At 72.4% G+C, this 25,315-nt stretch carries 17 protein-coding genes; 7 read left to right on the forward strand and 10 right to left on the reverse strand.

The genetic code is table 11. The annotated features are described in order from the left end of the window. Window positions 1-858: 858 nt before the first annotated feature. The 3 genes from ACZ7LY_RS15865 to ACZ7LY_RS15875 all read left to right on the forward strand — a co-directional run bounded on the left by ACZ7LY_RS15865 (window position 859) and on the right by ACZ7LY_RS15875 (window position 3,252). Entirely contained in the window at window positions 859-1,596 is a 738-nt protein-coding gene (locus ACZ7LY_RS15865) for a GOLPH3/VPS74 family protein (RefSeq protein ID WP_471625152.1), read from the forward strand. A 325-nt stretch (window positions 1,597-1,921) separates the two neighbouring features. After that, window positions 1,922-2,779, forward strand: a complete 858-nt coding sequence (locus ACZ7LY_RS15870; protein ID WP_471625153.1) for a helix-turn-helix domain-containing protein — start codon at window positions 1,922-1,924, stop codon at window positions 2,777-2,779. Window positions 2,780-3,051: 272 nt separating this feature from the next. Further along, window positions 3,052-3,252: a DUF397 domain-containing protein gene (locus ACZ7LY_RS15875; protein ID WP_471625154.1), complete on the forward strand. Its 201-nt coding sequence runs from the start codon at window positions 3,052-3,054 to the stop codon at window positions 3,250-3,252. Window positions 3,253-3,393: 141 nt separating this feature from the next. Here ACZ7LY_RS15875 and ACZ7LY_RS15880 read toward each other — a convergent pair whose 3' ends face one another. Continuing rightward, window positions 3,394-4,230 (reverse strand): hypothetical protein, encoded by an 837-nt coding sequence (locus tag ACZ7LY_RS15880; protein WP_471625155.1) that lies wholly within the window; start codon window positions 4,228-4,230, stop codon window positions 3,394-3,396. A gap of 123 nt (window positions 4,231-4,353) precedes the next feature. Here ACZ7LY_RS15880 and ACZ7LY_RS15885 point away from each other — a divergent pair, with 123 nt between their 5' ends. After that, window positions 4,354-5,151 carry an SDR family oxidoreductase gene (locus ACZ7LY_RS15885; protein WP_471625156.1) on the forward strand — a complete coding sequence of 266 codons (798 nt, stop codon included), beginning with the start codon at window positions 4,354-4,356 and terminating at the stop codon, window positions 5,149-5,151. Between the two features lie 326 nt (window positions 5,152-5,477). Here ACZ7LY_RS15885 and ACZ7LY_RS15890 read toward each other — a convergent pair whose 3' ends face one another. Continuing rightward, window positions 5,478-6,596, reverse strand: coding sequence for an ADP-ribosylglycohydrolase family protein (locus ACZ7LY_RS15890; RefSeq protein ID WP_471625157.1), 1,119 nt, complete (start codon window positions 6,594-6,596; stop codon window positions 5,478-5,480). A 171-nt stretch (window positions 6,597-6,767) separates the two neighbouring features. Here ACZ7LY_RS15890 and ACZ7LY_RS15895 point away from each other — a divergent pair, with 171 nt between their 5' ends. After that, window positions 6,768-7,889 (forward strand): tyrosine-protein phosphatase, encoded by a 1,122-nt coding sequence (locus ACZ7LY_RS15895; RefSeq protein ID WP_471625158.1) that lies wholly within the window; start codon window positions 6,768-6,770, stop codon window positions 7,887-7,889. Window positions 7,890-7,897: 8 nt separating this feature from the next. Here the strand turns inward: ACZ7LY_RS15895 and ACZ7LY_RS15900 are convergent, their stop codons facing one another. After that, window positions 7,898-10,498 carry a bifunctional FO biosynthesis protein CofGH gene (locus tag ACZ7LY_RS15900; protein ID WP_471625159.1) on the reverse strand — a complete coding sequence of 867 codons (2,601 nt, stop codon included), beginning with the start codon at window positions 10,496-10,498 and terminating at the stop codon, window positions 7,898-7,900. Window positions 10,499-10,734: 236 nt separating this feature from the next. Here ACZ7LY_RS15900 and ACZ7LY_RS15905 point away from each other — a divergent pair, with 236 nt between their 5' ends. Beyond that, a complete protein-coding gene (locus ACZ7LY_RS15905) occupies window positions 10,735-12,267 on the forward strand; it encodes a CehA/McbA family metallohydrolase (protein WP_471625160.1) in 1,533 nt (510 codons plus the stop codon). A 16-nt stretch (window positions 12,268-12,283) separates the two neighbouring features. Here ACZ7LY_RS15905 and ACZ7LY_RS15910 read toward each other — a convergent pair whose 3' ends face one another. From ACZ7LY_RS15910 to ACZ7LY_RS15940, 7 genes are all read right to left on the reverse strand, one after another. Then, window positions 12,284-13,843 (reverse strand): APC family permease, encoded by a 1,560-nt coding sequence (locus ACZ7LY_RS15910; RefSeq protein ID WP_471625161.1) that lies wholly within the window; start codon window positions 13,841-13,843, stop codon window positions 12,284-12,286. Between the two features lie 304 nt (window positions 13,844-14,147). After that, window positions 14,148-15,629 (reverse strand): aldehyde dehydrogenase family protein, encoded by a 1,482-nt coding sequence (locus tag ACZ7LY_RS15915; protein ID WP_471625162.1) that lies wholly within the window; start codon window positions 15,627-15,629, stop codon window positions 14,148-14,150. Further along, complete coding sequence (locus ACZ7LY_RS15920) at window positions 15,626-17,365, reverse strand: N-acyl-D-amino-acid deacylase family protein (protein ID WP_471625163.1); 1,740 nt, start codon at window positions 17,363-17,365, stop codon at window positions 15,626-15,628. The genes ACZ7LY_RS15915 and ACZ7LY_RS15920 overlap by 4 nt, the downstream gene beginning before the upstream one ends. 206 nt (window positions 17,366-17,571) lie before the next feature. Continuing rightward, on the reverse strand, window positions 17,572-18,696 hold the full coding sequence (locus ACZ7LY_RS15925) for an LLM class flavin-dependent oxidoreductase (protein ID WP_471625164.1): 1,125 nt from the start codon (window positions 18,694-18,696) through the stop codon (window positions 17,572-17,574). Between the two features lie 154 nt (window positions 18,697-18,850). Next, complete coding sequence (locus ACZ7LY_RS15930) at window positions 18,851-19,633, reverse strand: SDR family NAD(P)-dependent oxidoreductase (RefSeq protein ID WP_471625165.1); 783 nt, start codon at window positions 19,631-19,633, stop codon at window positions 18,851-18,853. A gap of 12 nt (window positions 19,634-19,645) precedes the next feature. Continuing rightward, on the reverse strand, window positions 19,646-20,572 hold the full coding sequence (locus ACZ7LY_RS15935) for a TIGR03619 family F420-dependent LLM class oxidoreductase (RefSeq protein ID WP_471625166.1): 927 nt from the start codon (window positions 20,570-20,572) through the stop codon (window positions 19,646-19,648). 148 nt (window positions 20,573-20,720) lie between these two features. Next, window positions 20,721-21,980, reverse strand: coding sequence for an amidohydrolase family protein (locus ACZ7LY_RS15940; protein WP_471625167.1), 1,260 nt, complete (start codon window positions 21,978-21,980; stop codon window positions 20,721-20,723). A gap of 232 nt (window positions 21,981-22,212) precedes the next feature. On the opposite strand from ACZ7LY_RS15940, the gene afsR reads away from it, so the two are divergent. Then, window positions 22,213-25,203, forward strand: a complete 2,991-nt coding sequence (gene afsR / locus ACZ7LY_RS15945) for an SARP-family global regulator AfsR (protein ID WP_471625168.1) — start codon at window positions 22,213-22,215, stop codon at window positions 25,201-25,203. The last annotated feature ends 112 nt before the right edge of the window (window positions 25,204-25,315 follow it).

Consider the following 25,315-nt stretch of genomic DNA (forward strand, 5'->3'; position numbering starts at 1 on the left):
TCGGCTGATCAACGGGCTTCTCATCAGCCGCATCGTCCGCAGCCTTGTCATCGCCGCCGGAGCGGGCGGCCTCGCCGTCAGCCGCATCCCGGGCAGGCTTGTCCTCGCCCTCGGAGGCAACGGGCTCATCGTCAGCCGCATCGCCAGCAGGCTTGTCATCGCCGCCGGAGCGGGCGGGCTCATCGTCAGCCGCATCCTCGGCAGGCTTGTCCGCGCCCTCGGAGGCAACGGGCTCATCGCCGGCCGCGTCACCGGCAGGCTCGTCATCGCCGCCGTCCGCAACGGGCTCGTCGGGGCTGGTCCCAGCCCCCCGGGGCTCATCCTCACCCTCCCGGGGGGGCTGGGGGGCGGAGCCCCCCGTGCCCTTTTTTGGGCGGGTGGGCGGGGAACCGGCGTCGCCCCCGGCGTCACCAGAACCCTCACCCCCGGCGACCCAGGCCGCGACGGCAGCCCGAAGCCGCTCGTCCCGCGCCCCCTCAGGCGCCGCCCCCGCACCCAAGGCGCCCTGAGCCTCAGACTCCGTACCCGAGCCGGAGGCACCCGTACCGGAGGTCATGGCGACCCGCGGATCCCCCTCCTGGGGTGCCGGTCCGCCCGACGCCTTCCGCTTGTCCGACCTGTCGGGGGTCCCCGCCACCGATGCCTCCTCGACCGCTCAACCGCTCAACCGCTGAAAAACCACTGTGCCGTACAGCCGGTGCTGTCCGAACCATCTACCAGTGTCCTGTGTGGACCCCTCGGCCCCCGTGGTAGACGAGAACGACATACCTACCGGTTCCCTCCCAAAGCCCCCACGCGCTCTCGACAGACCAATGTGAGAGGGGTCACCCTGTCAGACATCCACGCGGGGAGGCATGGATGGGCAGGAGCCGCAGAACACTTCCGGAGGAGCTTCTGCTGCTCGCTCTGGACCCGGCCACGGGTACCACAGCGCAGCCGCAGTCGCTCGACCTCGGTCTGGCCGGTGCACAGCTAGTGGAGCTGGCGCTGGCCGGACGGATAGCCCCAGACGGGGATCGTATCGCCGTGGTGGTGCCACGGCCGACTGGAGATCCGACACTGGACTGCGCACTGGAGTTGCTGCGAAGGCGTGGCGCTCCCGTACGGGCGGTCCACTGGATCGGCGGACCCCGGCTGGGGCTCCGCCAGACCTACCTCTCGCATCTGGAGAGGTGCGGCATGGTGCATGCCGTGGCCGGCCAGATGTGCGGGGTGCTGCCGACGACTCGCTACCAGGCGACGGACACGGCGATCAGCCGGGAGATCAGGGCCCGGCTGGACAGCGCGATCCGCACCGGGGTCCCACCGGACCCCCGGACCGCGGCGCTCGCCGCACTGGCCCACGCGGTCGGTCTCGGCAAGCACCTGTACCCGGGCAACGAGGGCCGCTCGTCGCGTTCCCGGCTGCGGGACCTGATCCGGCACGACCCGATGGGCGGACTCGTGGCGCACGCCGTGATGGACGTCCAGAACGGGGTGGCCGCGCAGCCACGCCGTTCGCCCGCCGCCCCGGCGGGCCGAGGCGCGCCGGAGCCGGCCAGGGGCGTACCGATGCAGCCGCACCGCGGCCAGATGGCCAGGGCCGTGGCCCACTAGCCGGCGCCCGACGGACACCGGCACCACAACCACGACCCGCACCACAGGCAAGACGAGCACCACAAGCACCACCCGCACCACCCGCACCGCAGTCCCCAGACCCGGTCCGGGAGCCGCGACAGCGCGCGGGGCGGGACCGTACGGCCGGACGACGGCCGCGGTCCCGCCCCGCGCGTCGGCGTTTGCGCTGCGTATCGCACGTATATCCGCCGTTTGCCAGCGCTGGGCCGCACCGGAGTGGCAATCTGCTCAACAGCAGATACGCAGGGGCCGCGGCGCGCCGCGGCAGAACAAGAAAATGCACGTAGCCGGAGGTGCACGTCCCGTGGCGTCCAACGTCAATCCCACTGTCAGGCGACGCCGGTTGGGCCAGGAGCTGCGCCGGCTCCGCGAGCTCAAGGGCATGACGGCCGAGGAGGTCGCCGAGCGCCTTCTGGTCTCCCAGTCGAAGATCAGCCGCTTGGAGAACGGGCGGCGCAGCATCAGCCAGCGCGACGTCCGCGACCTGTGCGGGGTCTACGAGGTGGAGGACCACCGGATCGTCGACTCGCTTATGCAGATGGCCAAGGACAGCAGGCAGCAGGGCTGGTGGCACTCCTTCGGCGACATCCCGTACAGCGTGTACATCGGTCTGGAGACGGACGCGGCGTCGCTGCGCGTCTACGATCCGCAGGTCGTGCCGGGGCTGCTCCAGACGCGCGGCTACGCGGAGGCGCTGATCCACGGCGCGCTGCCGGAGACGACGCAGCAGGACATCGAGAAGCGTGTGCAGGTGCGTATGCGCCGCCAGGAGCGCATCCAGGCGCCGGAGAACCCGCTGCGGCTGTGGACCGTGCTCGACGAGGCCGCGCTGCACCGGGTGGTGGGCAGCAAGGACATCATGCGCGAGCAGTTGGAGCACCTGGTGGAGCAGTCGCAGCTCCCGCACGTGACGGTCCAGGTGATCCCGTTCCACATGGGCGCGCACCCCGGACTGAACGGGCAGTACGCGATCCTGGAGTTCCCCGACGCGGCGGATTCCAGCGTGGTCTACATCGAGGGCGTCACCAGCGACCTCTATCTGGAGAAGGCCAACGACGTGGGCAAGTACAGCGTCATGTACGAGCATCTGCGGGCACAGGCGCTGAATGTGGAACAATCCCGACACTTCATCTCCGAGATCGCCAAGACCTACGCCCCCTGACGATCTCCGGGCGATCTCCGGACGTTTTCCGGAATCCCTGGTTCCGCACCGGATTTCCCGCCTCCGAGGCAAAAGCGCCGCACGGTACACCCTCACCTCGGAGAAACGGAAGACCCCCATGGAATATGCCATCCGGTCGGGTGAATGGCCGCTTCACGGCCGCCAGTTGGCGAGTAGCGTCGATCACGCCATCAAGACAGCACCGTTGGCGAGAACCGCTCTGGGCCTCCAGGCGGGGATGCAATTCGACCACTGGCAAAACCGGAGCAGACATGGCTATTCAGCAGGGCGCCACGAATTCCTGGACCAAGTCCTCGTATTCCACGGGCAACGGCGCGTGCGTCGAGGTCAAGTCCCCCGTCGTGCACGCCATCGCGGTACGGGACTCGAAGGTCACGGAAGGCCCCTCCATCGGCTTCACCCCCGCCTCGTGGAACGCGTTCGTGCACAAGGTCAGCACGGGTTCCATCTGAGCGCAGAACGGCACAACAACCACATATGCACCACTTAGCACCACAGAGCACCACTGAAGGAGCCCTCTCGACCGGTTCGCCGTCCTGGCCGAGGGGGCTCGGCCTTTTCTCCCCGCGTCCCTCCCCGCGCCCCTCCCCGCGTCAGCGAAGCTGATCCACGTACCGGTCGGTGCCCGGCACGGTCGGCACGAACGGCGCCAGCAACTCCGTACGCGCCCCGAACCCGGCCTGCGCGACCTGCTCCCCGAGGCCCGCGAAGTGCTCCTGCCAACAGGCCCGGGGATCCGCCTCCAGGAACCACAGCAGCGTCAGCCGCGTGTCGACGCCCTCGACCTGCTTCACGTACGTCATCCGGTCCCCCGGCAGCGGTGTCGGGCGGAACACCGTGACCATCGCGGCCGGCGATCCGGCGAGCGCCCGCGGCAGGCGCCGCGCGCACAGCCACTCCAGCAGGTCCGGGCGCCGCTCCGGCTCCGCCACGTCGATCACCTCGAGGACCAGGCCCGCGTACGGGTGGTCGAGGGCGTGGAAGTCGCGGGGTCCGGACGCGCCGTCGCGGTAGACGGTCGCCTCGTGGTCCTGGAACGCGGTGAAGACGTGCGTACGGTTCTGATGGACGCGGCCGTCGCGGTTGAGCCGCTTGTTGATGCCGACGGTCCACTTCATGTGCTCGTCGTAGCGGCCCTCGGTGACCCAGTACGTGGACAGGTAGCAGCCCGCGGTGACGGGCTCGGCGACCGCCGACTTCTCGGGCAGGCGCAGCAGTTGGAGATCGCGGGTGGCGACCCAGCGGCGCCCGGCGAACATCCACGGCATGGCCATCGCGCCGGCGTAGTAGTGATCGTCCTCGTACCAGCGGTTGTACGCGTACTCGTGCCCCGGGTGCGGTTCCACCATGGTGATCAGGGCGTGCCCGGGGCGTACGCCGTAGGGGCCGACCGCCGCCAGTTCCGCGTACGTCTCGCTGTGTGTGTCCATCCGTACCGTCCCTTCCCTGCCTCTGCCGAACCTGCCTCTTCCGACTCCGCCTCTTCCAACCTCCGTCCGAGGCCCATACTCTGACGCCCCGTCAGACAGAAGGCCAGTGCCGGGAGGCGTCCGATGAGCCAGGGTGAACTGCTCGCCGACAAGACCGTGATCGTCTCCGGGGTGGGCGCCGGGCTCGGGTACCAGGTCGCGGCGGCCGTGCTGCGCGACGGGGGCAACGCGGTGCTCGGGGCGCGGACCGAGGCGCAGCTCGCCAAGGCCGCCGCCGAACTCGACCCCGGCGGCGGCCGGACCGCGTACCGCTCCACCGACATCGGCGACGAGGAGCAGTGCGGGGCGCTCGTGGCGCTGGCCAGAAAGCGGTTCGGCGGGGTCGACGCGGTGGTCCATGTCGCCGCGTGGGACAGCTACTTCGGGGGGCTTGAGGACGCGGACTTCGGCACGTGGCGCTCCGTGCTCGACGTGAACCTGCTCGGCACGCTGCGGATGACGCGGGCCGCTCTGCCCGCCCTCAAGGAGCGCGGGGGCGGGTCGGTCGTCATCATCGGCACGCAGTCGGCCGTCGCCGCGCCGACGCAGGTGCAGCAGGCCGCGTACGCGGCGTCCAAAGGGGCGCTGACCAGTGCGATGTACTCGCTGGCGCGGGAGCTCGGGCCGTATCGGATACGGGTCAACACCGTGTTGCCGGGGTGGATGTGGGGGCCGCCGGTGCGGGCGTTCGTGCGGTTCTCCGCGGATGCGGAGGGGGTGTCGGAGGGGGAGGTGCTGGCGCGGCTCACCTCGCGGATGGCGTTGCCGGAGCTGGCGACGGACGGGGACGTCGCCGACGCGGCCATCTTCTTCGCGTCCCCCCGCGCCCGCGCGATCACCGGCCAACAACTCTTGGTGAACGCGGGCGAACTAATGAGGTGACCCGAGTCCGATCCTCCGGTGGCTCCCGCCGGTGGACACCCTCCGACTCTCGTCGTGGCCGCTCGCGCAGTTCCCCGCGCCCCTGGAGGGGCGGCTTCGCCGCACCCTCCCCCGATGGAGGTAGCGCACGAAGTGCGCACCGAAGGGGCGCGGGGAACTGCGCGAGAAGCCCCACCCACCGTCAGACAACGAACCACGGGCAGCCCCACCCCCCAGGGGCGCGGGGAACTGCGCGACCAGCCCACCACCCACCCGCAGGCGAGGTACCCCCCTACAGCCCCGGCGCCCGGCCAACCCCCGCAGCACAAACCCGCCCCAGGGGAACCTCAAGCTCGGGGATACCGGGAGAGCCACGCCGCTGACGCCGGCGTAGCCGGGTTGTGCAGGGCCGCCCCCTGCGTCATCTCCATGGCGAAATCATCCGCCAGTTCAAGCACCGTCGCCCGCCCCTCAAGCTCCACCACCCACGCCGGAGGCAACGCCGTCTCCCCGTGCACCGCCCCCAACAACCCCCCGCACAACGCCCCCACCAGCGCCGAAGGCCCCCCGTGCCGCACGGCGAGCCCCAGCCCGTGCCGGATGTCCTCGCCGACCAGCGCGCAGTACACCGCCGCCGCCAGCACCCCCGGCGCCTCGCCCTCCCCGAGGAGTTCCTCGACCCGCGCCGCCCCGGGCAGCCCCTGCCGCACCCCGCCGAGCGCCTGCTGCAACGCGTCCGTGACGGCCTGGTGCCCGGGGCGGACGGCGAGCAGCGCCAGCGCCTTCTGCACGGCCGTGTCCAGGGAGTCGCCCCGCGCCAGCGCGTGGACGAGGACCGCGTACGCCCCGGCGCTCAGATACGCCTCCGGCGCCCCGTGCGTATGGACGGCGCACTCGACGGCGAGCTGGAGCACGAGCTGCGGCTCCCAGCCGACGAGGAGTCCGAACGGCGCGGAGCGGGCGGCCGCGTCGGCGCCCTTCTCGTCGGGGTTCTTGGGCCGGTCCAGGGTGCCCATGACGTCGTTGCCGAGCCCGAGCAGACAGGCCGCGGGGGCTCCGCGCCGGGAGTACAGCCACTCCTCGCGGGCGAGCCAGCCGTCCTCCTTGCGCCGCTCGTCGGGCCCCCAGTCCCGCTGCGTGGCGATCCAGCGCAGGTACGCGCGGTGCACGTCGGTCGGCGGATGCCAGGCGCCGGTGTCGCGGCGGACCTGGGCGCGGATGAGCCCGTCCACGGTGAACAGGGAGAGCTGGGTGGCGGCGGTGATCGCGCCGGTGCGCCCGTACGCGGTGCCGAGGACCAGCTCGGCGGAGGCGGCGGGCGGGGCGTCCTTGTCGGAGGTGAGGTCGAGCGGGGCCCCGAGGGTGTCACCGAGCGCGCCGCCCAACAGGGTGCCACGCACCCGGCTGCGGAAGTCCTGCTGCTCGGCCCGGCCCCAGACGGCCGCGGCGCCGGAGGCCGTGTTCATGCCTCTCCTCACTCCTCCCGCTCAGCGGGAACTGTAGACGACCGGACCTGTCGCCTTGTAGCCCGCGCTGCTACTTCTCCGTTACCTCTTCGGATCCTCACAAGATCCCCAGAGGCGCACTTCGGAACGCATCCGACCATTACTGACCGTTTCACCGGAAAGGGTCGCCAGGTGACGCCCGACATACGTCCCGCAAGCCGTATACGTCCCCCGAACCGTCCACGCCGCCTCCGCCTCCCGCTCGCGGCGGCGGCCGCCCTCGCCACCGCCCTCACCGCCCTGACGGGCACCGCCGCCCCCGCGGCCGTGGCAGCACCCCACCACACCCGCGCCGCCCCCCGCATCCCGTTCACGGAAGCCACCGTCACCGCCGCGCCCACCCCGGGCACGTACACGATCCGCTGGCGCGCCCCCGGCACCCGGCACGTCGCCGTGACCGCGGACGGCCGCACGCTCGCCCGGGGCGGCCCCACCGGCACCGTCACCCTCACCGGGCTGCCCGCGGACGCGGACCGGCAGTGGTTCGGCCTCGTGCCCGACCACGGCGGCTCCCTGCGCCTGGCCGACCGCCTGATCCGCCTCACCGGCACCGACAACCTCCGCGACGCCGGCGGCTACCGCACCCGCGACGGCCGCTGGGTCCGCATGGGCGCCCTCTACCGTTCCGACTCGCTCGACCGGCTGACCCCCGCCGACCAGGCGAAACTGCGCCGCCTCGGCATCACCACCGCCGTCGACCTGCGCGACGCGGGCGAACGCGCCGCCGCCCCCGACCGCCTCCCGCCCGGCATCACGTACACCGTCGCGGACGTCTTCGGCGACTCCGGCCTCTTCCACACGATGCCCACCGGCGCCGGCGCGGCCGAGGCGCTGATGCGGGACGCCGAGCGGTTCATGGTCTCCGGCGCCCCCGCCCGCCGGGCCTACGCCTCGCTCGCCGCCCTCGCGCCGCGCGGCGGTGTCCTCTTCCACTGCACGGCCGGCAAGGACCGTACGGGCTGGGCCGCCGTCGCGCTGCTCACCGCGCTCGGCGTCCCGCCCGCCACGGTCCGCGCCGACTACCTCGCCTCCAACACCTACCGCGCCGAGGCCAACGCCCGTGTCCTCGCCTCGCTGCCCCCGGAGCGGGCGGCCGTCTACCGTCCGCTCCTCGACGTCCGCGACGACTACCTCGACGCGGGCTACGCCGAACTCGGCGCCCGCTACGGCTCGTTCCGCGTGTACGAACGCCAGGCACTCGGCCTGACGTCACGTCAACTCCGTACGCTGCGAAGGGCGTTGCTGCTCGGATAGGTGCCGGCTCAGTTCTCCAGGACGGGAAGGAGTTCCGGGAGGTGGCCGTCGGAGGCGCGGGCGGCGGCCACCCGCTCCGCCGGCACCTCCCCGTACAGCGTCGTACGGGGGCGGGCCGGGCGGCCGGCCGCGTCCGCGACGGCGATCAGGTCCTTGACCGACTTGTACGAGCCGTAGGACGAGCCCGCCATCCGGGAGATGGTCTCCTCCATGAGCGTGCCGCCCAGATCGTTCGCGCCGGAGCGCAGCATCTCGGCGGCGCCCTCGGTGCCGAGCTTGACCCAGCTCGTCTGGATGTTGCGGATGTGCGGGTGGAGCAGGACGCGGGCCATCGCCGTGACCGCGCGGTTGTCGCGGGTGGTGGGGCCGGGGCGGGCGATGCCGGCGAGGTAGACCGGCGCGTTGGTGTGGATGAAGGGCAGCGTCACGAACTCCGTGAAGCCGCCGGTCTCCTGCTGGATCGCGGCCAGCGTGCGCAGGTGCCCGAGCCAGTGGCGGGGCTGGTCCACATGCCCGTACATCATCGTGGACGAGGAGCGCAGGCCCAGTTCGTGGGCCGTCTTGACGACCTCGATCCAGGTGGCGGCGGGCAGTTTGCCCTTGGTGAGGATCCAGCGGACCTCGTCGTCGAGGATCTCGGCGGCCGTGCCGGGGATCGAGTCGAGGCCCGCCTCCTTCGCCGCCGTCAGCCACTCGCGCACGGACAGGCCGGTGCGGCTCGCGCCGTTGACGACCTCCATCGGGGAGAAGGCGTGGACGTGCATGCCGGGCACGCGTTCCTTCACGGCGCGCGCGATGTCGAAGTACGCGGTGCCGGGCAGGTCGGGGTGGATGCCGCCCTGCATGCACACCTCGACGGCGCCGACCTCCCACGCCTGCTGCGCCCGGTCCGCGACCTGGTCGAGGGAGAGGGTGTAGGCGTCGGCGTCGGTGCGGCGCTGGGCGAACGCGCAGAAGCGGCAGCCGGTGTAGCAGACGTTGGTGAAGTTGATGTTCCGCGTGACGATGTACGTGACGTCGTCGCCGACCGCCGCCTTGCGGATGTCGTCGGCGATGCCGCACAGCGCGTCGAGCGCGGGCCCGTCGGCGTGCAACAGGGCGAGGGCCTCGTCGTCGGTGAGCCGGGTCGGGTCGTCGGCGGCCTGCCGCAGCGCGGCCCGTACGTCGCCGTCGATGCGCTCGGGCGCCATGCCGGGCGCCGCCTGCTCGCGCAGCGCCTCCCAGTCGCCGTACACGGCGTCGAAGTCGGCGCGGCGGTCGCCGGTGCGGCCCTCAGTGTCGATCGTGCGGTGCAGGTCGGTGCGGCCGGTCGCGGTGAACCCCTCGTCGGGCTCCTGCCAGGGGCGGCCGACGACCGGCGCCTCCGGCACCGCGAGCCCGGTGGCGGGGTCGGCGAGCGCGGTGACGTGCGGCAGCAGCCGGGGGTCGAGCCAGGGCTCGCCGCGCGTGACGAACTCCGGGTACACGCACAGCCGTTCGCGCAGCTCGAAGCCGGCCGCCGCCGAGTGCCGGGCCAGGTCGTCGAGGGCCGGCCAGGGCTTCTCCGGGTTGACGTGGTCGATGGTGACCGGGGAGACACCGCCCCAGTCGTCGATGCCGGCGCCGATCAGGCGCGCGTACTCGCCGTCGACGAGGTTGGGCGGCGCCTGGAGGTTGGCGGCCGGGCCCATGATGTGCCGGGCGACGGCGACGGTGGCGACGAGGTCGTCGAGGTCGGCGTCCGGCATGCCGCGCATCGCCGTGTCCGGCTTGGCGCGGAAGTTCTGGATGATCAGTTCCTGGATGCCGTGGTACGAGCGGGCCACGCGGCGCAGCGCGAACAGCGCGTCGGCGCGCTCCTCGTACGTCTCCCCGATGCCGATGAGCAGCCCCGAGGTGAACGGCACCGACGAGCGGCCCGCGTCCTCCAGGACCCGCAGCCGCACGGCCGGTTCCTTGTCCGGGGAGCCGAAGTGCGGGCCGCCCGGTTCGGACCACAGGCGGGTCGCGGTCGTCTCCAGCATCATGCCCATGGAGGGCGCGACGGGCTTGAGCCGCTGGAAGTCGCTCCACGACAGCACCCCGGGGTTCAGGTGCGGCAGCAGGCCCGTCTCCTCCAGGATGCGGACGGAGACGGCCCGTACATAGGCGAGGGTGTCGTCGTAGCCGTGCGCGTCGAGCCATTCGCGGGCCTCGGGCCAGCGGTCCTCGGGCTTGTCGCCGAGGGTGATGAGGGCTTCCTTGCAGCCGAGCGCGGCGCCCTCGCGCGCGATGTCCAGTACCTCGTCCGGGGACAGGAACATGCCGTGTCCGGCGCGGCGCAGCTTGCCGGGGACGGTGACGAACGTGCAGTAGTGGCACTTGTCGCGGCACAGCCGGGTCAGCGGCACGAACACGCTCTTGCTGTACGTGATCACGCCTGGGCGCCCGGCGGCTTCGAGGCCCGCGTCGCGGACGCGGGCGGCGGACGCGGTCAGGTCCGTGAGGTCGTCGCCGCGCGCCTGGAGGAGCACGGCGGCCTCGGTGACGTCGAGGGCGACTCCGTCGCGGGCCCGCTTGAGCGCGCGGCGCATGGAGTTGGCGGTGGGACGGTCGGCCTGGGGCGTGGGTACGGCGTCCGGATCACTCATGGATCGAGCATACGAGCGGACCGGGCTCCCGCGCCGGGCGGGAGCGGGCCCCTCACCGGCGGTTTCCGGCCGAGCGGGGCCGTCATCCGCCGATCCCCTTGCCGTGGGCGGGCGTTCATGGCCTGCTGCCATGGTCGCCCTGAACCGCGGCCTCGTACCCGCGAACCGTGACCCCGAACCGTGACCGAGGACCCGACCGCCCCGTACCGCCGCCGCATCGAGCTGGGGAGCCGCCCATGTGCACCGACGACGTTCCGACCGCGCCCCGTGAAGGCGGCTTCGGCAGACGCGCGTTGTTCGCGTCCGGGGCCGCCGCCGCGCTCACCCTCGCCCCCGTGCGCTTCGCCGCCGCCGACGCGTCCGGGGTCCGCACCCGCACGCTGAAGGGCACGCTGCCGCCGGGCTCACCGGACTTCGTGTACCTGCCCGTCGAGGTGCCGGCCGGGATCCGCGAGCTACGCGTGGCCTATACGTACGCCAAGGCCGGCACGCCCGCCGGGACGCCGGACAACGCGCTGGACATCGGCCTGTTCGACGAGCGCGGCACGGCGCTCGGCGGCGCCGGGTTCCGGGGCTGGTCGGGCGGTGCGCGCAGCGAGTTCTTCGTCCGCGCCGACGACGCGGCCCCCGGCTACCTCCCCGGCCCGGTCCGCCCGGGGACCTGGCACATCGCGCTCGGCCCGTACACGGTGGCGCCCGGCGGCCTGCCCTACGAGGTGACGGTCACGCTGACGTCCGGCGCGGCGGGCGGCGCGCCGCGCCCGGTGTATCCGCCGGAGCGGGCGCGGGGGCGGGGCCGCGCCTGGTACCGGGGCGACTGCCATCTGCACTCCTGGTACTCCGACGGGCGGCGCACCCCGCGGGAGATCGGCGCGCTGGCGCGGGCGGCGGGCCTGGACTTCGTCAACACCTCCGACCACAACACGCACGCCTCCCACGCGCACTGGGCGGACGTGGCGGGCGACGATCTGCTGGTGCTGCTGGGCGAGGAGATCACCACGCGCAACGGGCACGTCCTCGCGCTCGGCACCGACCCGGGCACGTTCGTCGACTGGCGCTACCGGGCCCGCGACAACCGCTGGGCGCGGTACGCGGGCGAGATCCGGCGGACGGGCGGCCTCGTCGTACCGGCGCATCCGCACGCGACCTGTGTGGGCTGCGGCTGGAAGTTCGGCTTCGGCGAGGCGGACGCGGTGGAGGTGTGGAACGGCCCGTACACGCCCGACGACGAGGTCTCGCTCCAGGAGTGGGACAACACGCTCGTCGCCCACGCGCGCGGGCGCGGCCGCCCGGCCCGCTGGCTCCCGGCGATGGGCAACAGCGACGCGCACCGCGACCCGGACCGGGTGGGCGGCCCGCAGACGGTCGTCCTGGCCGACGACCTGTCCCGTACGGAGATCCTGCGCGGCCTGCGCGCGGGCCGCTCGTACGTCGCGGAGGACAAGGACGTGCACGTCACGTTCACCGCGGGCGGCGGCCGGGGCGAGGCCGCCGGGATCGGGGAGCGGCTGGCGGTCCCGACGGACGCGCCGGTGACCGTGGAACTCGCCGTGGAGGGCGCGCCGGGCTGCACGCTGCACCTGGTCACCGACGAGGGCACCGTCCTGACCTCGCCCCCGCTCCCCGCGTCGGGCGCGGGCGCCCTGTCGTGGCGTACGACGCCCTCGTACGCGGCGTACGTACGGGCGGAGGTCCGGCACGCCCCGGGGGTGCCGGAGCTGCCGGGGGCGCTGCGGGCGTTCACGAACCCGGTGTTCCTGGGCGCGTGAACCGCCGTCCGCGCGACTACTCCGCGACGACGAGGATCTCGGTGTCGCGGTTGAGGGTCCGGCCCCGGAAGAAGGCGGGGCTGCGGCGGTTCATGACGAGCATGATGACGACGCCGAGGAGCAGCAGCCCGACCCCGATGACGAAGACGGAGCCGATGCCGAGGACGGAGGAGCCGCTGCCGTAGGCGGGGTTCCACATGTCGACGAGGGTCTTGGCGAAGACGGCGGACAGCAGGACGCCGCCGAGCACCGGGAAGATCCCCTTGAAGGCGAGGTCCCGTACGGAACGGGTCAGCTCGGCGCGGAAGTACCAGGCGCAGGCGAAGGCCGTGAGCGCGTAGTAGAAGCAGATCATGAGGCCGAGGGCGTAGATCGTGTCGACGAGGACGTGCTCGGAGACCAGCGTCATGACCGTGTAGAAGACGGCGGTGGCGACACCGGCGGTGACGGTCGCCCGGCCCGGCGTGCGGAACCGGGGGTGCACGCGCGCGTAGGACGCGGGCAGCGCCTCGTACGTGGACATGGCGAGGACCGTGCGGGCGACGGGGATGAACGTGGTCTGGAGGCTGGCCGCCGCCGAGGCGAGGACCGCGAGGAACAGCAGCACGCCGAGCGCGGGGCCCATGACGGGTCCGGCGAGCGCGGCGAAGACGTTGTCGGAGGTCTCGGGGTTGGCGAGGCCGAGGCCCTTGCCGCCGGAGCCGACGATCATCTGGGCGGCGACGCCGGTGGCGAGGTAGGAGCCGACGAGGACGACCATGGCGATGAGCGCGGCGCGGCCGGGCGTCCTGTCGCTGCCGATGGTCTCCTCGTTGGCGGTCAGGCAGGTGTCCCAGCCCCAGTACATGAAGATCGACAGGGAGAGTCCGGCGGTGAACGCGCCGAAGGACTTGACCGAGAACGGGTTCAGCCACGACCAGGAGAAGTGCACGGAGGTCGCGGCGAAGTCGGCGGAGCCGGCCTTGGCGACGGCCATCACGACGAACAGGGCGAGCACGACGAGCTGGAGGCCGACCAGCGTGTACTGGACGCCCTTGGTGGCGGTCATGCCCCGGTAGCTGATGGCGGTGGCGGCGGCGATCAGGGCCAGGCAGGTCAGGATGTGGACGGCCTTGTCGCCGTCGAGCGCGGCGATCGAGTCGCTGCCGGTGATCTCGCCCGCGAGCAGCCAGAAGTACGAGGTGGCCACGCCCGCGAGGTTGGACAGGACGATGATCGTGGCGATCACCAGGCCCCAGCCGCACATCCAGCCGACGCGCGGCCCGAAGGCCTTCACGGTCCAGGTGAACGAGGTGCCGCAGTCCGGCATCACCTTGTTCAGCTCCCGGTACGCGAAGGCGACCAGGAGCATGGGCAGGAAACCGGCGAGGAAGACGGCCGGCATCTGGAGGCCGACCTCCCCGGCGGTGGAGCCGAGGGTCGAGGTCAGGCAGTAGACGGGAGCGACGGTGGAGACGCCGATGACGGCGCTGCCGAGCAGGCCCACGGAGTTCCCGCCGAGCCCCTTGCCGCCGCCGCTGCCGGCGGTGGTGTCTGCGGCCCGCTCCGTCGAGGGCCGTGCGTCCAGGCTAGTCATGAACAGGACGTTAAATCCTGCGGTTTCCACATCTTCCGGGATACGTCAGGACTTCACCGGTTGGCAATCGATGGGCAATCCGGGACAACGACTTTCGACTCAGCGGGACGATTGCAGGCTACACCCATAGTTTGCAAGGCGAAGGGCGCGGTGTCCGGTATTCGGTAATCGCAGCGCGGTCCGATTTGGACGGATTCTAAATTTTCCCGTGCGGAATGCGTCACTCCGCTGAGCGGCCGGGCCCGGCTCGGACCGCTTCCACCCGGTTCGCCCGGCTTCGCCCGAGGGAGGTCTCAGGCCTGCCTCAGCCCGGCCAGACCAGCGACTGAAGCTCGCTGTAGGCGTGCAGCGCGTACGAGCCGACGTCCCGGCCGACCCCGCTCCGCTTGAACCCGCCGAACGGCGCCTCCATGTTCCGCCCGACCGTGTTCACGCCGACGCCGCCCGCCCGCAGCCGGTGCGCGACACGGAAAGCGCGGGCGACGTCCCCGGACCACACGTAGTCGATGAGCCCGTACTCCGAGTCGTTGGCGAGGGCGACCGCCTCGTCGTCGTCCCCGGCGTCGTCCGCGCCCGCCCCGCCGAACGGCACGACGGTGACGACGGGCCCGAAGATCTCCTCGCGCACCACCCGCATGTCGTTGGTGCAGTCCGCGAGGACGGTCGGCGCGACATAGAAACCGCGCTCCGTCTCGGGCCGCCGCCCGCCCGCGACGACGGTGGCGCCTTCCTTGCGGCCCAGTTCCACGTACGACTCGACGCGATCGCGGTGCGCGGCGGAGATGACGGGCCCGACGACGGTCCCCCGCGCGCGCGGGTCGCCCACCGGCAGCATCCCGGCGTACGCGGCCAGCTTCGTGACGAACGCGTCGTACACCGACCGGTGCACGAGCGCGCGGGTCGGCGCGGTGCAGATCTGCCCGCTGTAGAAGGCGAAGGTCGTGCCGATCCCGGCGACGGCCGCGTCCAGGTCCGCGTCCGCGAGGACGACGGCGGCGCCCTTGCCGCCCAACTCCATGAGCTGGCGCTTCATGGTCCGCCCGCAGACCTCGCCGATCCGCTGCCCGACGGCGGTGGAGCCGGTGAAGGAGACCATGTCGACCTCGGGCGCGTCCACGGCCGCCTCCCCGACGGCGACGGACCGGCCCGCGACGACGTTCACCACACCGGGCGGCGCGCCCGCCTCCGTCAGCGCCGCCGCCATCCGGAACACCGAAAGCGGGTCCTGCGGCGCGGGCTTGACCACGACCGTGTTGCCCATGGCGAGCGCGGGCGCGATCTTGCCGGCCGGGTTGGCCCACGGGTTGTTGTACGAGGTGACGCAGCTCACGACGCCGACCGGGCGGCGCACGGCGAGCGCCCCGAGGACGGCGGCGGGGCCCATCGGCCCGGCGTCGTTGATCTGCGGGGGCAGCGCCTGCTCGACGGGCTCCAGGGCGCCGCGCGCGTACCGCCGGAAGCGGGCGACGCCGACGCCGACCTGCATGCCCCGCGCGGTGGAGAGGGTGGCGCCGCTCTCGGCCTGCGCGATCTCGGCGTGCGCGGCGAAGTCCCGGCCCATGAGGTCGGCGGCGCGGTCGAGGATCGCGGCGCGCTCCTCGGGCCGGGTCCTGGACCAGGCGCCGAGGGCGTCGGCTGCGGCCCGTGCCGCGTCGTGGACCTGGGCGCGGGACGCCTCGGGGGCGAGTCCGACGACGCCCTCGCTCGCGGGGTCGGTCACCTCGTAGTGGCCGCCGTCCGGTTCGACCCACTCGCCGCCGATCAACAGGCGCTGCCCGTCGGTCACTTCGTGCTCACCGTCCTGGTGTCACGGCCCGAGCGCAGCACCCGGCCGGGTACGGCACCGCTGACCACGTCGTCGCGGATGGCCTCGACGCCGTTGACCCACACGGCCTTGACGCCGAGGGCCTTGGAGTCGAGGCGGGGGCTGTCGCCCGGCAGGTCGTGCACGAGGGTCGCGGGTCCGGCGCCGACGGTCTCGGGGTCGAACAGGACGAGGTCGGCGTGCCAGCCTTCCGCGATCCGCCCGCGCTCGCGCAGCCCGAACAGCCGCGCCGGGTCGTCGGTCAGCATCTTGACGGCCTGTTCGAGCCCGACGAGTTTCCGCCCGCGCAGACAGTCCCCGAGGAACCGCGTGGTGTACGGGGCGCCGCACATGCGGTCCAGGTGCGCGCCGGCGTCGGAGCCGCCGAGGAGGACGTCCTCGTGCTGCCAGGTCTCGGCGCGCAGCGCCCACGAGTCGGGGTCGTTGTCGGTGGGCATGGGCCACAGCACGGTCCGCAGCCGGTCGTTGGCGCAGATCTCGACGAGGCACTGGAAGGGTTCCTGCCCGCGCTCGGCGGCGATGTCGCGCACGACGCGCCCGGACAGGCCGGCGTTGGCCTCGGACCAGGTGTCGCCGATGACGTACCGGCCGAAGTCGGCGAGCCGCCGGAAGACGCCGGCTTCCTTGCTGTCGGCGCGGCGCAGCATCTCGGCGCGCACGTCCGGGTCGCGCAGCTTCGCGATCCGCTCGTCCACGGGAAGCGCCAGGATCTCGCCCCAGCCGGGGATGAGGTTCAGGGCGCAGAACGTGCCGAGCGACATGTTCATGGGCGTGAGGATGGGCATGGTCAGCGCGACGATCCGGCCGCCCGCCTCACGGGCCCGCTCGCTCGGCACGAGCTGCCGTGGGACGCGCTCGGGCACGGCGGCGTCGATGGTGAGCACGTTCCAGTTCAGGGGGCGTCCGGCGGCGGCGCTCATCTCCACGAGCAGATCGATCTCGTCGTCCCCGAACTGGTCGAGGCACCCGGCGACGATGGCCTCGATCTGCGTCCCCTCGTGCTCCCCGACCGCCTCGCACAGCGCGATCAGCTCCTCGGGCCGCGCGTGCCGGGAGGCGACGGGCTCGCCGTCCCCGTCGGAGTGCGTGGAGGACTGCGTGGTGGACAGCCCCCAGGCCCCGGCGACCATGGCCTCCTTCAAAAGCGCGACCATGGAACGGAGTTGTTCCGCACTAGGCTGCCCACCCACGGCATCGGGCCCCATCACATACCGCCGCAGCGCGCAGTGCCCCACCATGAACCCGGCGTTGACGGCGATCCGTCCCTCAAGGGCGTCGAGGTACTCCCCGAACGAACTCCACGTCCAGGGCGCCCCTTCCTCAAGGGCGACCAGCGACATCCCCTCGACCTTGGACATCATGCGCCGCGTGTAGTCGGCGTCCTCGGGCCGCTCCGGATGCAGCGGGGCGAGCGTGAACCCGCAGTTCCCGCCGGCGACGGTCGTCACGCCGTGGTTGAGGGAGGGGGTGGCGTACGGGTCCCAGAACAACTGCGCGTCGTAGTGCGTATGCGGATCGACGAACCCGGGAGCGAGCACGAGCCCGGAGGCGTCCTCCCGGGTCCGCGCCGCTTCGGTGACGCTCCCCGCGGGCCCGACGACAGCGATCCGCCCCTCCCGAATCCCCACGTCCCCCAAAAAGCCGGGCCCCCCGCTCCCATCAACAACGTTGACCCCAAGAATAAGGTGATCAAGCATCCCAATTCCTCCCTGCTCAAGCCCCCAAATCAAGCCCCTCCGGCGATTGAGGAGCGGGGTCCGGGGCAGAGCCCCGAGTCGTCGAGCCCAGCGCCCCTGATCAAGCCCCTCCGGCGATTGAGGAGCGGGGTTCCGGGGCGGAGCCCCGTGGCGTGGAGCCCAACACCCCGCACCCAAAAACACCCCGCACTCACATCACCCCGAACTCAAACCCCCCGGGCCCCCCGAAACCGCGTAGTGCGATGCACAGGATCCGTATCGATCGCAGGAATCACGTGCTCCCCGATGAGCCGAATCGAATTCAACGTGTCCTCATGCGACACCCCGATGGGCAGTCCGAAGGACAACTGATCGGCCCCGGCCCGCTCCCACCGCCGGCACTGCTGAAGCACCTCCCCGGGATCCCCGCAGATCATCAGCTCCTCGGCGATGAGCAGCTCGATGATCTCCCGGTTGTACTCGGGCAGCACCTCCGGCCACTCCGGAATCCCCTCAGGCCGAGGAAACGTGTCGTGGTACCGGAACACCAGCGACTGCAGATAGTTCAGCCCCCCGCCGACCGCGATGTCGACGGCCTTGTCGTGCGTCTCCGCACAGATCGCCGTGGACGTCACCATGACGTTGTCGTTGACGAAGTCCCCGACGGGCTCGGCGTCCTGGATGGCGGTCTTGTACTGCTCAAGGACCCACTCCATGTCGGAGACCTTCTGCACGGAGAACCCGAGCACCCCGAGCCCCTTGCGGGCGGCCATCGCGTACGAGGGCGGCGACCCGGCCGCGTACCACATGGCGGGGTGCGACTTCCCGTACGGCTTGGGAAAGATCTTGCGCGGCGGCAGCGACCAGTGCTTCCCCTCGAACCCCTGGTACTCGTCCTGGAGCCACATCTTGGGGAACTCGGCGATGGTCTCTTCCCAGATCTCCTTGGTGTAGTTCATGTCGGTCACCCCGGGTATGAACCCGAGGATCTCGTGGGAGCCTGCGCCGCGCCCGCTGCCGAACTCGAAGCGCCCCTCGCTGAGATGGTCGAGCATGGCGACCTTCTCGGCGACCTTGACCGGGTGGTTGACCTGCGCGAGGGGGTTGAAGATGCCGGAGCCGAGGTGGATGCGCTCGGTGGCGTGCGCGAGGTAGCCGAGGAAGACGTCGTTGGCGGAGAGGTGCGAGTACTCCTCCAGGAAGTGGTGCTCGGACGCCCAGGCGTACTTGAAGCCGGACTTGTCGGCCTGGATGACGTACTCGGTCTCGTTCATGAGCGCGCGGTGCTCGGCACTCGGGTCGGTCAGCGCCTGCTTGCCCACGTATCCCTGTACAAAGAGCCCGAATTCCAAGGAGGTTCACCGTCCTCATCAGTTTCTGACGAACCGTCAGATCGTATGCCCAGACTGTTCCACCGGCACCCGCACGCGTCAATACCTGACGCACCGTCAGCTAGACGAAGCCCCGCCGAAGCCCACCGAATCCCACCGGACCCCGCCCCCCGGCTCACAACACACTCACCCCCGCCAGCCACCCCCCGTCCACGACGAACGGCTGCCCGGTGATGTACGAGGAGTCCTCCTCGGCCGTGAGGAACAGCGCGAGCCGCGCCACCTCCTCCGGCCGCCCGACCCGCCCGAGCGGCACGAGCCCCCGGTACAGCTCCGCCAGCGCCCGCGCCGCCTCCTCGGTGTCCGCCTGCGGATCGAGCTGCGCCGGGTTGGACATGGCGGTGTCGATGGCGCCGGGGCACACGGCGTTGACCCGGATGCCCTTGTCGGCGAGTTCGAGCGCGGCGACCCGGGTCAGGCCCACGATGGCGTGCTTGGTGGCGGTGTAGGCACCCACGTACGCCATGCCCGTGACGCCCGTGTAGGACGCGGTGTTGACGATGGAGCCGCCGCCCGCCTCCGCGATGCGCGGGGCGACGGTCTTGATGCCGAGGAAGGCGCCCACCTGGTTGACGTTCACGATCTGCTGGAACTCCTCCAGCGGGGTCGCCGTCAGCTCGTTGAAGCGCAGGATGCCCGCGTTGTTGACCAGCCCGTCGATCTTCCCGAAGGCGTCGACGGCGGCGTCGGCGGCCGCCTGCCAGTCCTCCTCGCTGCTGACGTCGAGGTGGACGTAGCGCGCGCCGCCGATGTCCTTGGCGACGGCCTCGCCCTGGTCGTCGAGCACGTCGGCGACGACGACCTTCGCGCCCTCGGCGGCGAACAGCCGCGCCTCCTGCTCCCCTTGCCCGCGCGCCGCCCCGGTGATGAGTACGACGCGTCCGTCCAGCTTGCCCATGTCCCTTGCTCCTCAGGTGAGTCGGGGTGCCACGTCGGCGGCGAACGCGGCGATCTGGTCCACGAGTTCGGTCCGCCCGCGACTGCGGAAGCGGACCTGGATCTGGTCCACGCCCATCCGTGCGTACGCGCGCAGCGAGGCGGCGAGGGCGTCCGGCGAGCCGTGCACGGTGCGCCGCCCCACGTCCCAGCCGGGCACGCCCACGTACAGCGGTTCGGTGAGGGCGCCAAAGGTGAACGGCCCGGCGAGCCCGGCCTCGGCGCGCAGCCGCCGCACCTTCTCGATCTGGCCGGGCAGCTTGTCGCGCGGGTCGCCCTGCGGCAGCCAGCCGTCGCCCTTGAGTGCGGCGCGGCGCACGGCGGGCGCGGACGAGCCGCCGACCCACACGGGCACCCGCGCCTGGGCGGGCCGCGGGCGCTGGCCGAGCCCTTCGAAGGCGTAGAACTCCCCTTTGTGCGTGGGGAACTCGTCCTCGCCGAGCGCGGCGCGCAGCGCGTCGATGGACTCGTCGAGGACGGCGCCGCGCCGCTCGAAGTCGGCGCCGACCGCCGCGAACTCCTCGGGTACGTGTCCGGCGCCGACGCCGAGGATCAGCCGCCCGCCGCTGAGGTGGTCGAGGGTCGCGTACTGCTTGGCGGTGACGAGCGGATGGCGCAGGCCGAGCACGGCGACGTGGCTGAGCAGCCGGACGCGTTCGGTGGCGGCGGCGAGGTAGGCGAGCGTGGCGACCGGGTCGTACCAGGTGGTGGACATGGCGTCGGCGAGGCGGCGCGGGATGGCGACGTGGTCGCAGCACGCCACGTAATCGAAGCCGCCGCGGTCGGCGGCGCGGGCGACGGCGAGCAGATCCTCCGGGCCCGCGCCCGCCTCCCACGGCTCGGCGTACAGGGTGCTCTGCGACTGGACCGGGAGCTGGATGCCGTACGCGAGTGCCGTCATGCCCTGACCCCTGTCTGACGGTCCGTCAACTGTGGACGCGGGCCATCCTGATACCTGACGCCCCGTCAGACAAGAGCCGCGTCGGACAAGAGGCCCCCCGGACAAGGGCTCGGCAGACAGGAGCCCCTGACACCGAAGCCCGTCCGCCTCACGGCCGCCAGAGCCCGTCCGGGGTGAGCCCGAGCAGGTCGATGGCGTTGCCGCGCACGATCCGCTCCACGAGGGCCGGCTCCAGATGCCCCATCTGCGCCTGCCCGACCACCTTGGACTTCGGCCAGGTGGAGTCGGAGTGCGGGTAGTCGGTCTCGTACAGGACGTTGGCGACCCCGATGGCGTCGAGGTTGCGCAGCCCGAAGGCGTCGTCGAAGAAGCAGCCGAAGACGTGGTCGGCGAAGTACTCCGAGGGGCGCTTGCGGACCTTGTCGGCGACCCCGCCCCAGCCCCGGTTCTCCTCCCACACCACGTCGGCGCGCTCCAGGATGTAGGGGATCCAGCCGATCTGGCCCTCCGCGTACATGATCCGCAGGTTCGGGAAGCGCTCGAACTTGCCGCTCATCAGCCAGTCCACCATCGAGAAGCAGCAGTTGGCGAAGGTGATGGTGGACCCGACGGCGGGCGGCGCGTCAGGCGAGGTCGAGGGCATCCTGCTGGAGCTGCCGATGTGCATGGCGATGACGGTCCCGGTCTCGTCGCAGGCCGCGAGGAACGGGTCCCAGGCGTCCGTGTGGATCGACGGCAGCCCGAGGTGCGGCGGGATCTCGGAGAACGCGACCGCCCGCACCCCGCGCGCCGCGTTCCTGCGCACCTCGGCGGCGGCCAGTTCGGCGTCCCACAGCGGGATCAGGGTGAGCGGGATGAGCCGACCGTCCGCGTCGGGGCCGCACCACTCCTCCACCATCCAGTCGTTGTACGCCTTGACGCCGAGCAGCCCGAGTTCCCGGTCGGCGGCCTCGGTGAAGGTCTGGCCGCAGAAGCGCGGGAAGGTGGGAAAGCACAGGGCGGACTGGACGTGGTTGACGTCCATGTCGGCGAGGCGCTCGGGGACGCTGAAGGACCCCGGCCGCATCTGCTCGTAGGTGATGACCTCCAGGCGGATCTCGTCCCGGTCGTAGCCGACGGCGGTGTCGAGGCGGGTCAGCGGGCGGTGCAGGTCCTCGTAGACCCACCAGTCGCCGACCGGGCCGTCGTCGCCGGGGGCGCCCATGACCGGCGCGAACTTCCCGCCGAGGAACGTCATCTCCTTCAGCGGCGCCCGCACGACGCGCGGCCCGGTGTCGGCGTACTTCCGCGGCAGGCGCTCGCTCCAGACGGTCGGGGGTTCGACGGTGTGGTCGTCGACGGAGATGATGCGCGGGAAGTCATCGGATATCGGGGCGTTGTGGGTGGTTTCGCTCTCCGTGGTCTCCATGCGCTCACGGTAGCGCCGATCTGACGACCCGTCAGCTAGGGCGGTGGTGCCGGATATCGGGCGCCCGCCTCGTGAGGTGACTGTGATGGCTGTCTCCCGTGGCTGACGTATCCGCCGTGAACAAGGCAAACTGGCGGAGTCGTCCGCGACCGCGGCGCCAACCGGCGCGCCGAGCGACCCGCGGGCGACAGGAAAGAGACCGGTGCTGATGCGGCGGCAGGGGGCAGCGACGATGGAAGGTGCACCACGGGTACCGGAGCAATGGCGGGCCGGCGCACCCGGGGACACCTGTGACCCGGAGCCGGAGCCCGGCTCCGGCCTGCGCTTCAGCGTGCTCGGACCCGTGCGCGCCTGGCGCGGCGGCGAAGCGCTCGCCACCGGCTCCCCGCAGCAGCGCGCCCTGCTCGCGGCGCTCCTGCTGCGCGAGGGCCGCACCGCGACCGCCGCCGAACTCATCGACGCCGTCTGGGGCGAGGAGTCCCCGCAGCAGGCCCTCGCCGCGCTGCGCACCTACGCCTCCCGGCTGCGCAAGATCCTCGACCCGGGCGTCCTCGTCAGCGAGGCCGGCGGCTACGCGATCCGCTCGCTCAGCCCCGACGCCCTCGACCTGGCCGCCGCCGAGACCCTGTACGCGGACGCCGAGAAGGCCCGCCGCGAAGGTGACGCCGGCCAGGCCCGCGCCCTGGTCGGCAAGGCGCTCGGCCTCTGGGACGGCGAGGCCCTGGCCAACGTGCCGGGCCCCTACGCCCAGGCCCAGCGCGCCCGCCTGGAGGAGTGGCGCCTCCAACTCCTCGAAGCGCGCCTCGACATGGACCTGGAGCAGGGCAGGCACGCCGAGTCCGTCTCCGAACTGACCGCGCTCACCGCCGCCCACCCCCTGCGCGAGCGCCTGCGCGAACTGCTGATGCTCGCCCTGTACCGCAGCGGACGCCAGGCCGAAGCACTCGCCGTGTACGCGGACACCCGCCGCCTGCTCGCCGACGAACTCGGGGTGGACCCGCGCCCGGGCCTGTCCGAGCTGCAACAGCGCATCCTCCAGGCCGACCCCGCGCTCACCGAGCCGTCCGCGCCCGCCGCCCGCGCCGCCGCCAACCCGGTACGGCCCGCCCAACTCCCGGCGACCGTGCCCGACTTCACCGGCCGCGCCGCCTTCGTACGCGAACTCAGCGACGTACTCACCGCCGCCTCCGGTCAGGACGGCACGGGCTCCGTCATGGCCGTCTCCGCCGTCGCCGGCATCGGAGGCGTCGGCAAGACCACCCTCGCCGTGCACGTCGCCCACGCGGCCCGCGCGGCCTTCCCCGACGGCCAGTTGTACGTCGACCTCCAGGGTGCCGGGGCCCGCGCCGCCGAACCCGAGACGGTCCTCGGCTCGTTCCTGCGCGCCCTCGGCACCCCGGACTCGGCCGTGCCGGACTCGCTGGAGGAGCGTGCGGCCCTGTACCGCTCCACGCTCGACGGCCGCCGCGTCCTCGTCCTCCTCGACAACGCCCGCGACGCCGCCCAGGTCCGCCCCCTGCTGCCCGGCACCGAGGGCTGCGCCGCGCTCGTCACCGGCCGCGTCCGCATGGTCGACCTCGCCGGCGCCCACCTCGTCGACCTCGACGTCATGTCGCCCGAGGAGGCGCTGCTGCTGTTCACCCGCATCGTCGGCGAGGAGCGCGTGGCGTCCGAGCGGGAGGCCGCCCTCGACGTCGTCGCCGCCTGCGGGTTCCTGCCGCTCGCCATCCGCATCGCCGCGTCCCGGCTCGCCTCGCGCCGCACCTGGACCGTGTCCGTCCTCGCCGCGAAGCTCGCCGACGAGCGGCGCCGCCTCGACGAGCTGCAAGCCGGTGACCTCGCCGTCAAGGCCACCTTCGAGCTGGGCTACGGCCAGTTGGAGCCCGCGCAGGCCCGCGCCTTCCGCCTCCTCGGCCTCGCCGACGGGCCCGACATCTCCCTCGCCGCCGCGGCCGCCGTCCTCGACCTGCCCGCCGACGACACGGAAGACCTCCTGGAGTCCCTGGTCGACACCTCCCTCCTGGAGTCGGCGGCGCCCGGCCGCTACCGGTACCACGACCTCGTACGCCTCTACGCCCGTGCCTGCGCCGAACGCGACGAACTCCCGCCCGCCGAGCGGGAAGCGGCCCTCGCCCGGCTCCTCGACTTCTACCTGGCGACCGCCTCCGGGGTGTACGCCATCGAGCGCCCCGGCGACCGCACCGTCGCCCACCTGGAGAAGCCCGCCACGGCCACGCCCCTGTCGTTCGCCACCGCCTCCGAAGCGCTCGACTGGCTGCACGCCGAGGCCGAACCGCTGCTCGCCTGCGTCCAGCAGTCCCTGCACGCGCCCACCGTGCGACGGGCCGTCGACCTGCTCCTCGCCTCCATCGACCTGTCCGAGTCCGGCGCCGGCTCCCGCCGCTACCAGTCGACGGCGGACGCCGCCCGCACCGCCGCCGTCGCCCTCGGCGACACCCACGCCGAGGCCCGCGCCCGCGTCATCCTCGCCCAGGCGCTCAGCCAGGCAGGACGCTTCGAGGAGGCCCGCGAGGAGGCCGAGCGGGCGCACGCCCTGCGCGACGCCGCCGCCGACCCGTGGGCGCACGGCGCCGCCGCCAACCAGCTCGGCATCATCGCCATCTGCACCTCCCAGTACGCGGAGGCCGAAGGCCATCTGCTGCGCGCGGTGGACGCCTTCCGCGCCGACCACAACAAGCCGGGCGAGGCCAGCGCCGTGTGCAACCTCTCCCGCACGATGGCCTCCATGGGCCGGGGCGCCCAAGCGGTCGAACTGGCGCAGCTCGGCATCGACATCTACGACGAACTCGGCCTGTCCGTACGCCTGGCCAACGCCCGTTACGCCTCGGGCATCGTGCTCACCCAGGCCGGCCGGCTCCCCGAGGCGCTCGACCAGCTCGGCAAGGCCCTCGGCATCTTCACCGAGAGCCGCCAGCGGCTGTGGGAGGGCACCACGCACTACCGCATCGCCCAGGTCCACCTCGCCGCCCACCGCCACCCGCAGGCCGCCCTCCACGCCGAACAGGCCCTGGCCATCGGCTGCATCGGCGGCGACTGGATGAAGGCCAACGCCCTCACGCTGCTCGGCCGCGCCCTCGACGCGCTCGGCCAGCCCGACCGCGCCCGCGCCTGCTGGCGCGACGCCCTCGCCGTCTACGAGAGCGAGGGCGCGGCGGAGGCCGCCGACGTACGGATGCTGCTCGCGCCCCTCGCGGCCGCCTGACACCTGCGCGTTCATCGAACGTTTATGGCCCGCTGCCAGTGTTGGCCCCCGGACCCACGCAGCGGGGGGCAGCCGGGTCCGCGGGGCCTCGCCGTTACGCTGAGGCTCTTAC

The sequence above is a fragment of the Streptomyces sp. NPDC107550 genome, from assembly GCF_055639095.1.

Excerpts from the sequence above, each read along its gene's own strand:
- afsR (WP_471625168.1), top strand. The coding sequence starts at position 22,213 with ATGGAAGGTGCACCACGGGTACCGGAGCAATGGCGGGCCGGCGCACCC.
- ACZ7LY_RS15940 (WP_471625167.1), bottom strand. The coding sequence starts at position 21,980 with ATGGAGACCACGGAGAGCGAAACCACCCACAACGCCCCGATATCCGAT.
- ACZ7LY_RS15880 (WP_471625155.1), bottom strand. The coding sequence starts at position 4,230 with ATGGACACACACAGCGAGACGTACGCGGAACTGGCGGCGGTCGGCCCC.
- ACZ7LY_RS15930 (WP_471625165.1), bottom strand. The coding sequence starts at position 19,633 with ATGGGCAAGCTGGACGGACGCGTCGTACTCATCACCGGGGCGGCGCGC.
- ACZ7LY_RS15890 (WP_471625157.1), bottom strand. The coding sequence starts at position 6,596 with ATGAACACGGCCTCCGGCGCCGCGGCCGTCTGGGGCCGGGCCGAGCAG.
- ACZ7LY_RS15935 (WP_471625166.1), bottom strand. The coding sequence starts at position 20,572 with ATGACGGCACTCGCGTACGGCATCCAGCTCCCGGTCCAGTCGCAGAGC.
- ACZ7LY_RS15910 (WP_471625161.1), bottom strand. The coding sequence starts at position 13,843 with ATGACTAGCCTGGACGCACGGCCCTCGACGGAGCGGGCCGCAGACACC.
- ACZ7LY_RS15885 (WP_471625156.1), top strand. The coding sequence starts at position 4,354 with ATGAGCCAGGGTGAACTGCTCGCCGACAAGACCGTGATCGTCTCCGGG.
- ACZ7LY_RS15920 (WP_471625163.1), bottom strand. The coding sequence starts at position 17,365 with ATGCTTGATCACCTTATTCTTGGGGTCAACGTTGTTGATGGGAGCGGG.
- ACZ7LY_RS15875 (WP_471625154.1), top strand. The coding sequence starts at position 3,052 with ATGGCTATTCAGCAGGGCGCCACGAATTCCTGGACCAAGTCCTCGTAT.
- ACZ7LY_RS15900 (WP_471625159.1), bottom strand. The coding sequence starts at position 10,498 with ATGAGTGATCCGGACGCCGTACCCACGCCCCAGGCCGACCGTCCCACC.
- ACZ7LY_RS15905 (WP_471625160.1), top strand. The coding sequence starts at position 10,735 with ATGTGCACCGACGACGTTCCGACCGCGCCCCGTGAAGGCGGCTTCGGC.
- ACZ7LY_RS15865 (WP_471625152.1), top strand. The coding sequence starts at position 859 with ATGGGCAGGAGCCGCAGAACACTTCCGGAGGAGCTTCTGCTGCTCGCT.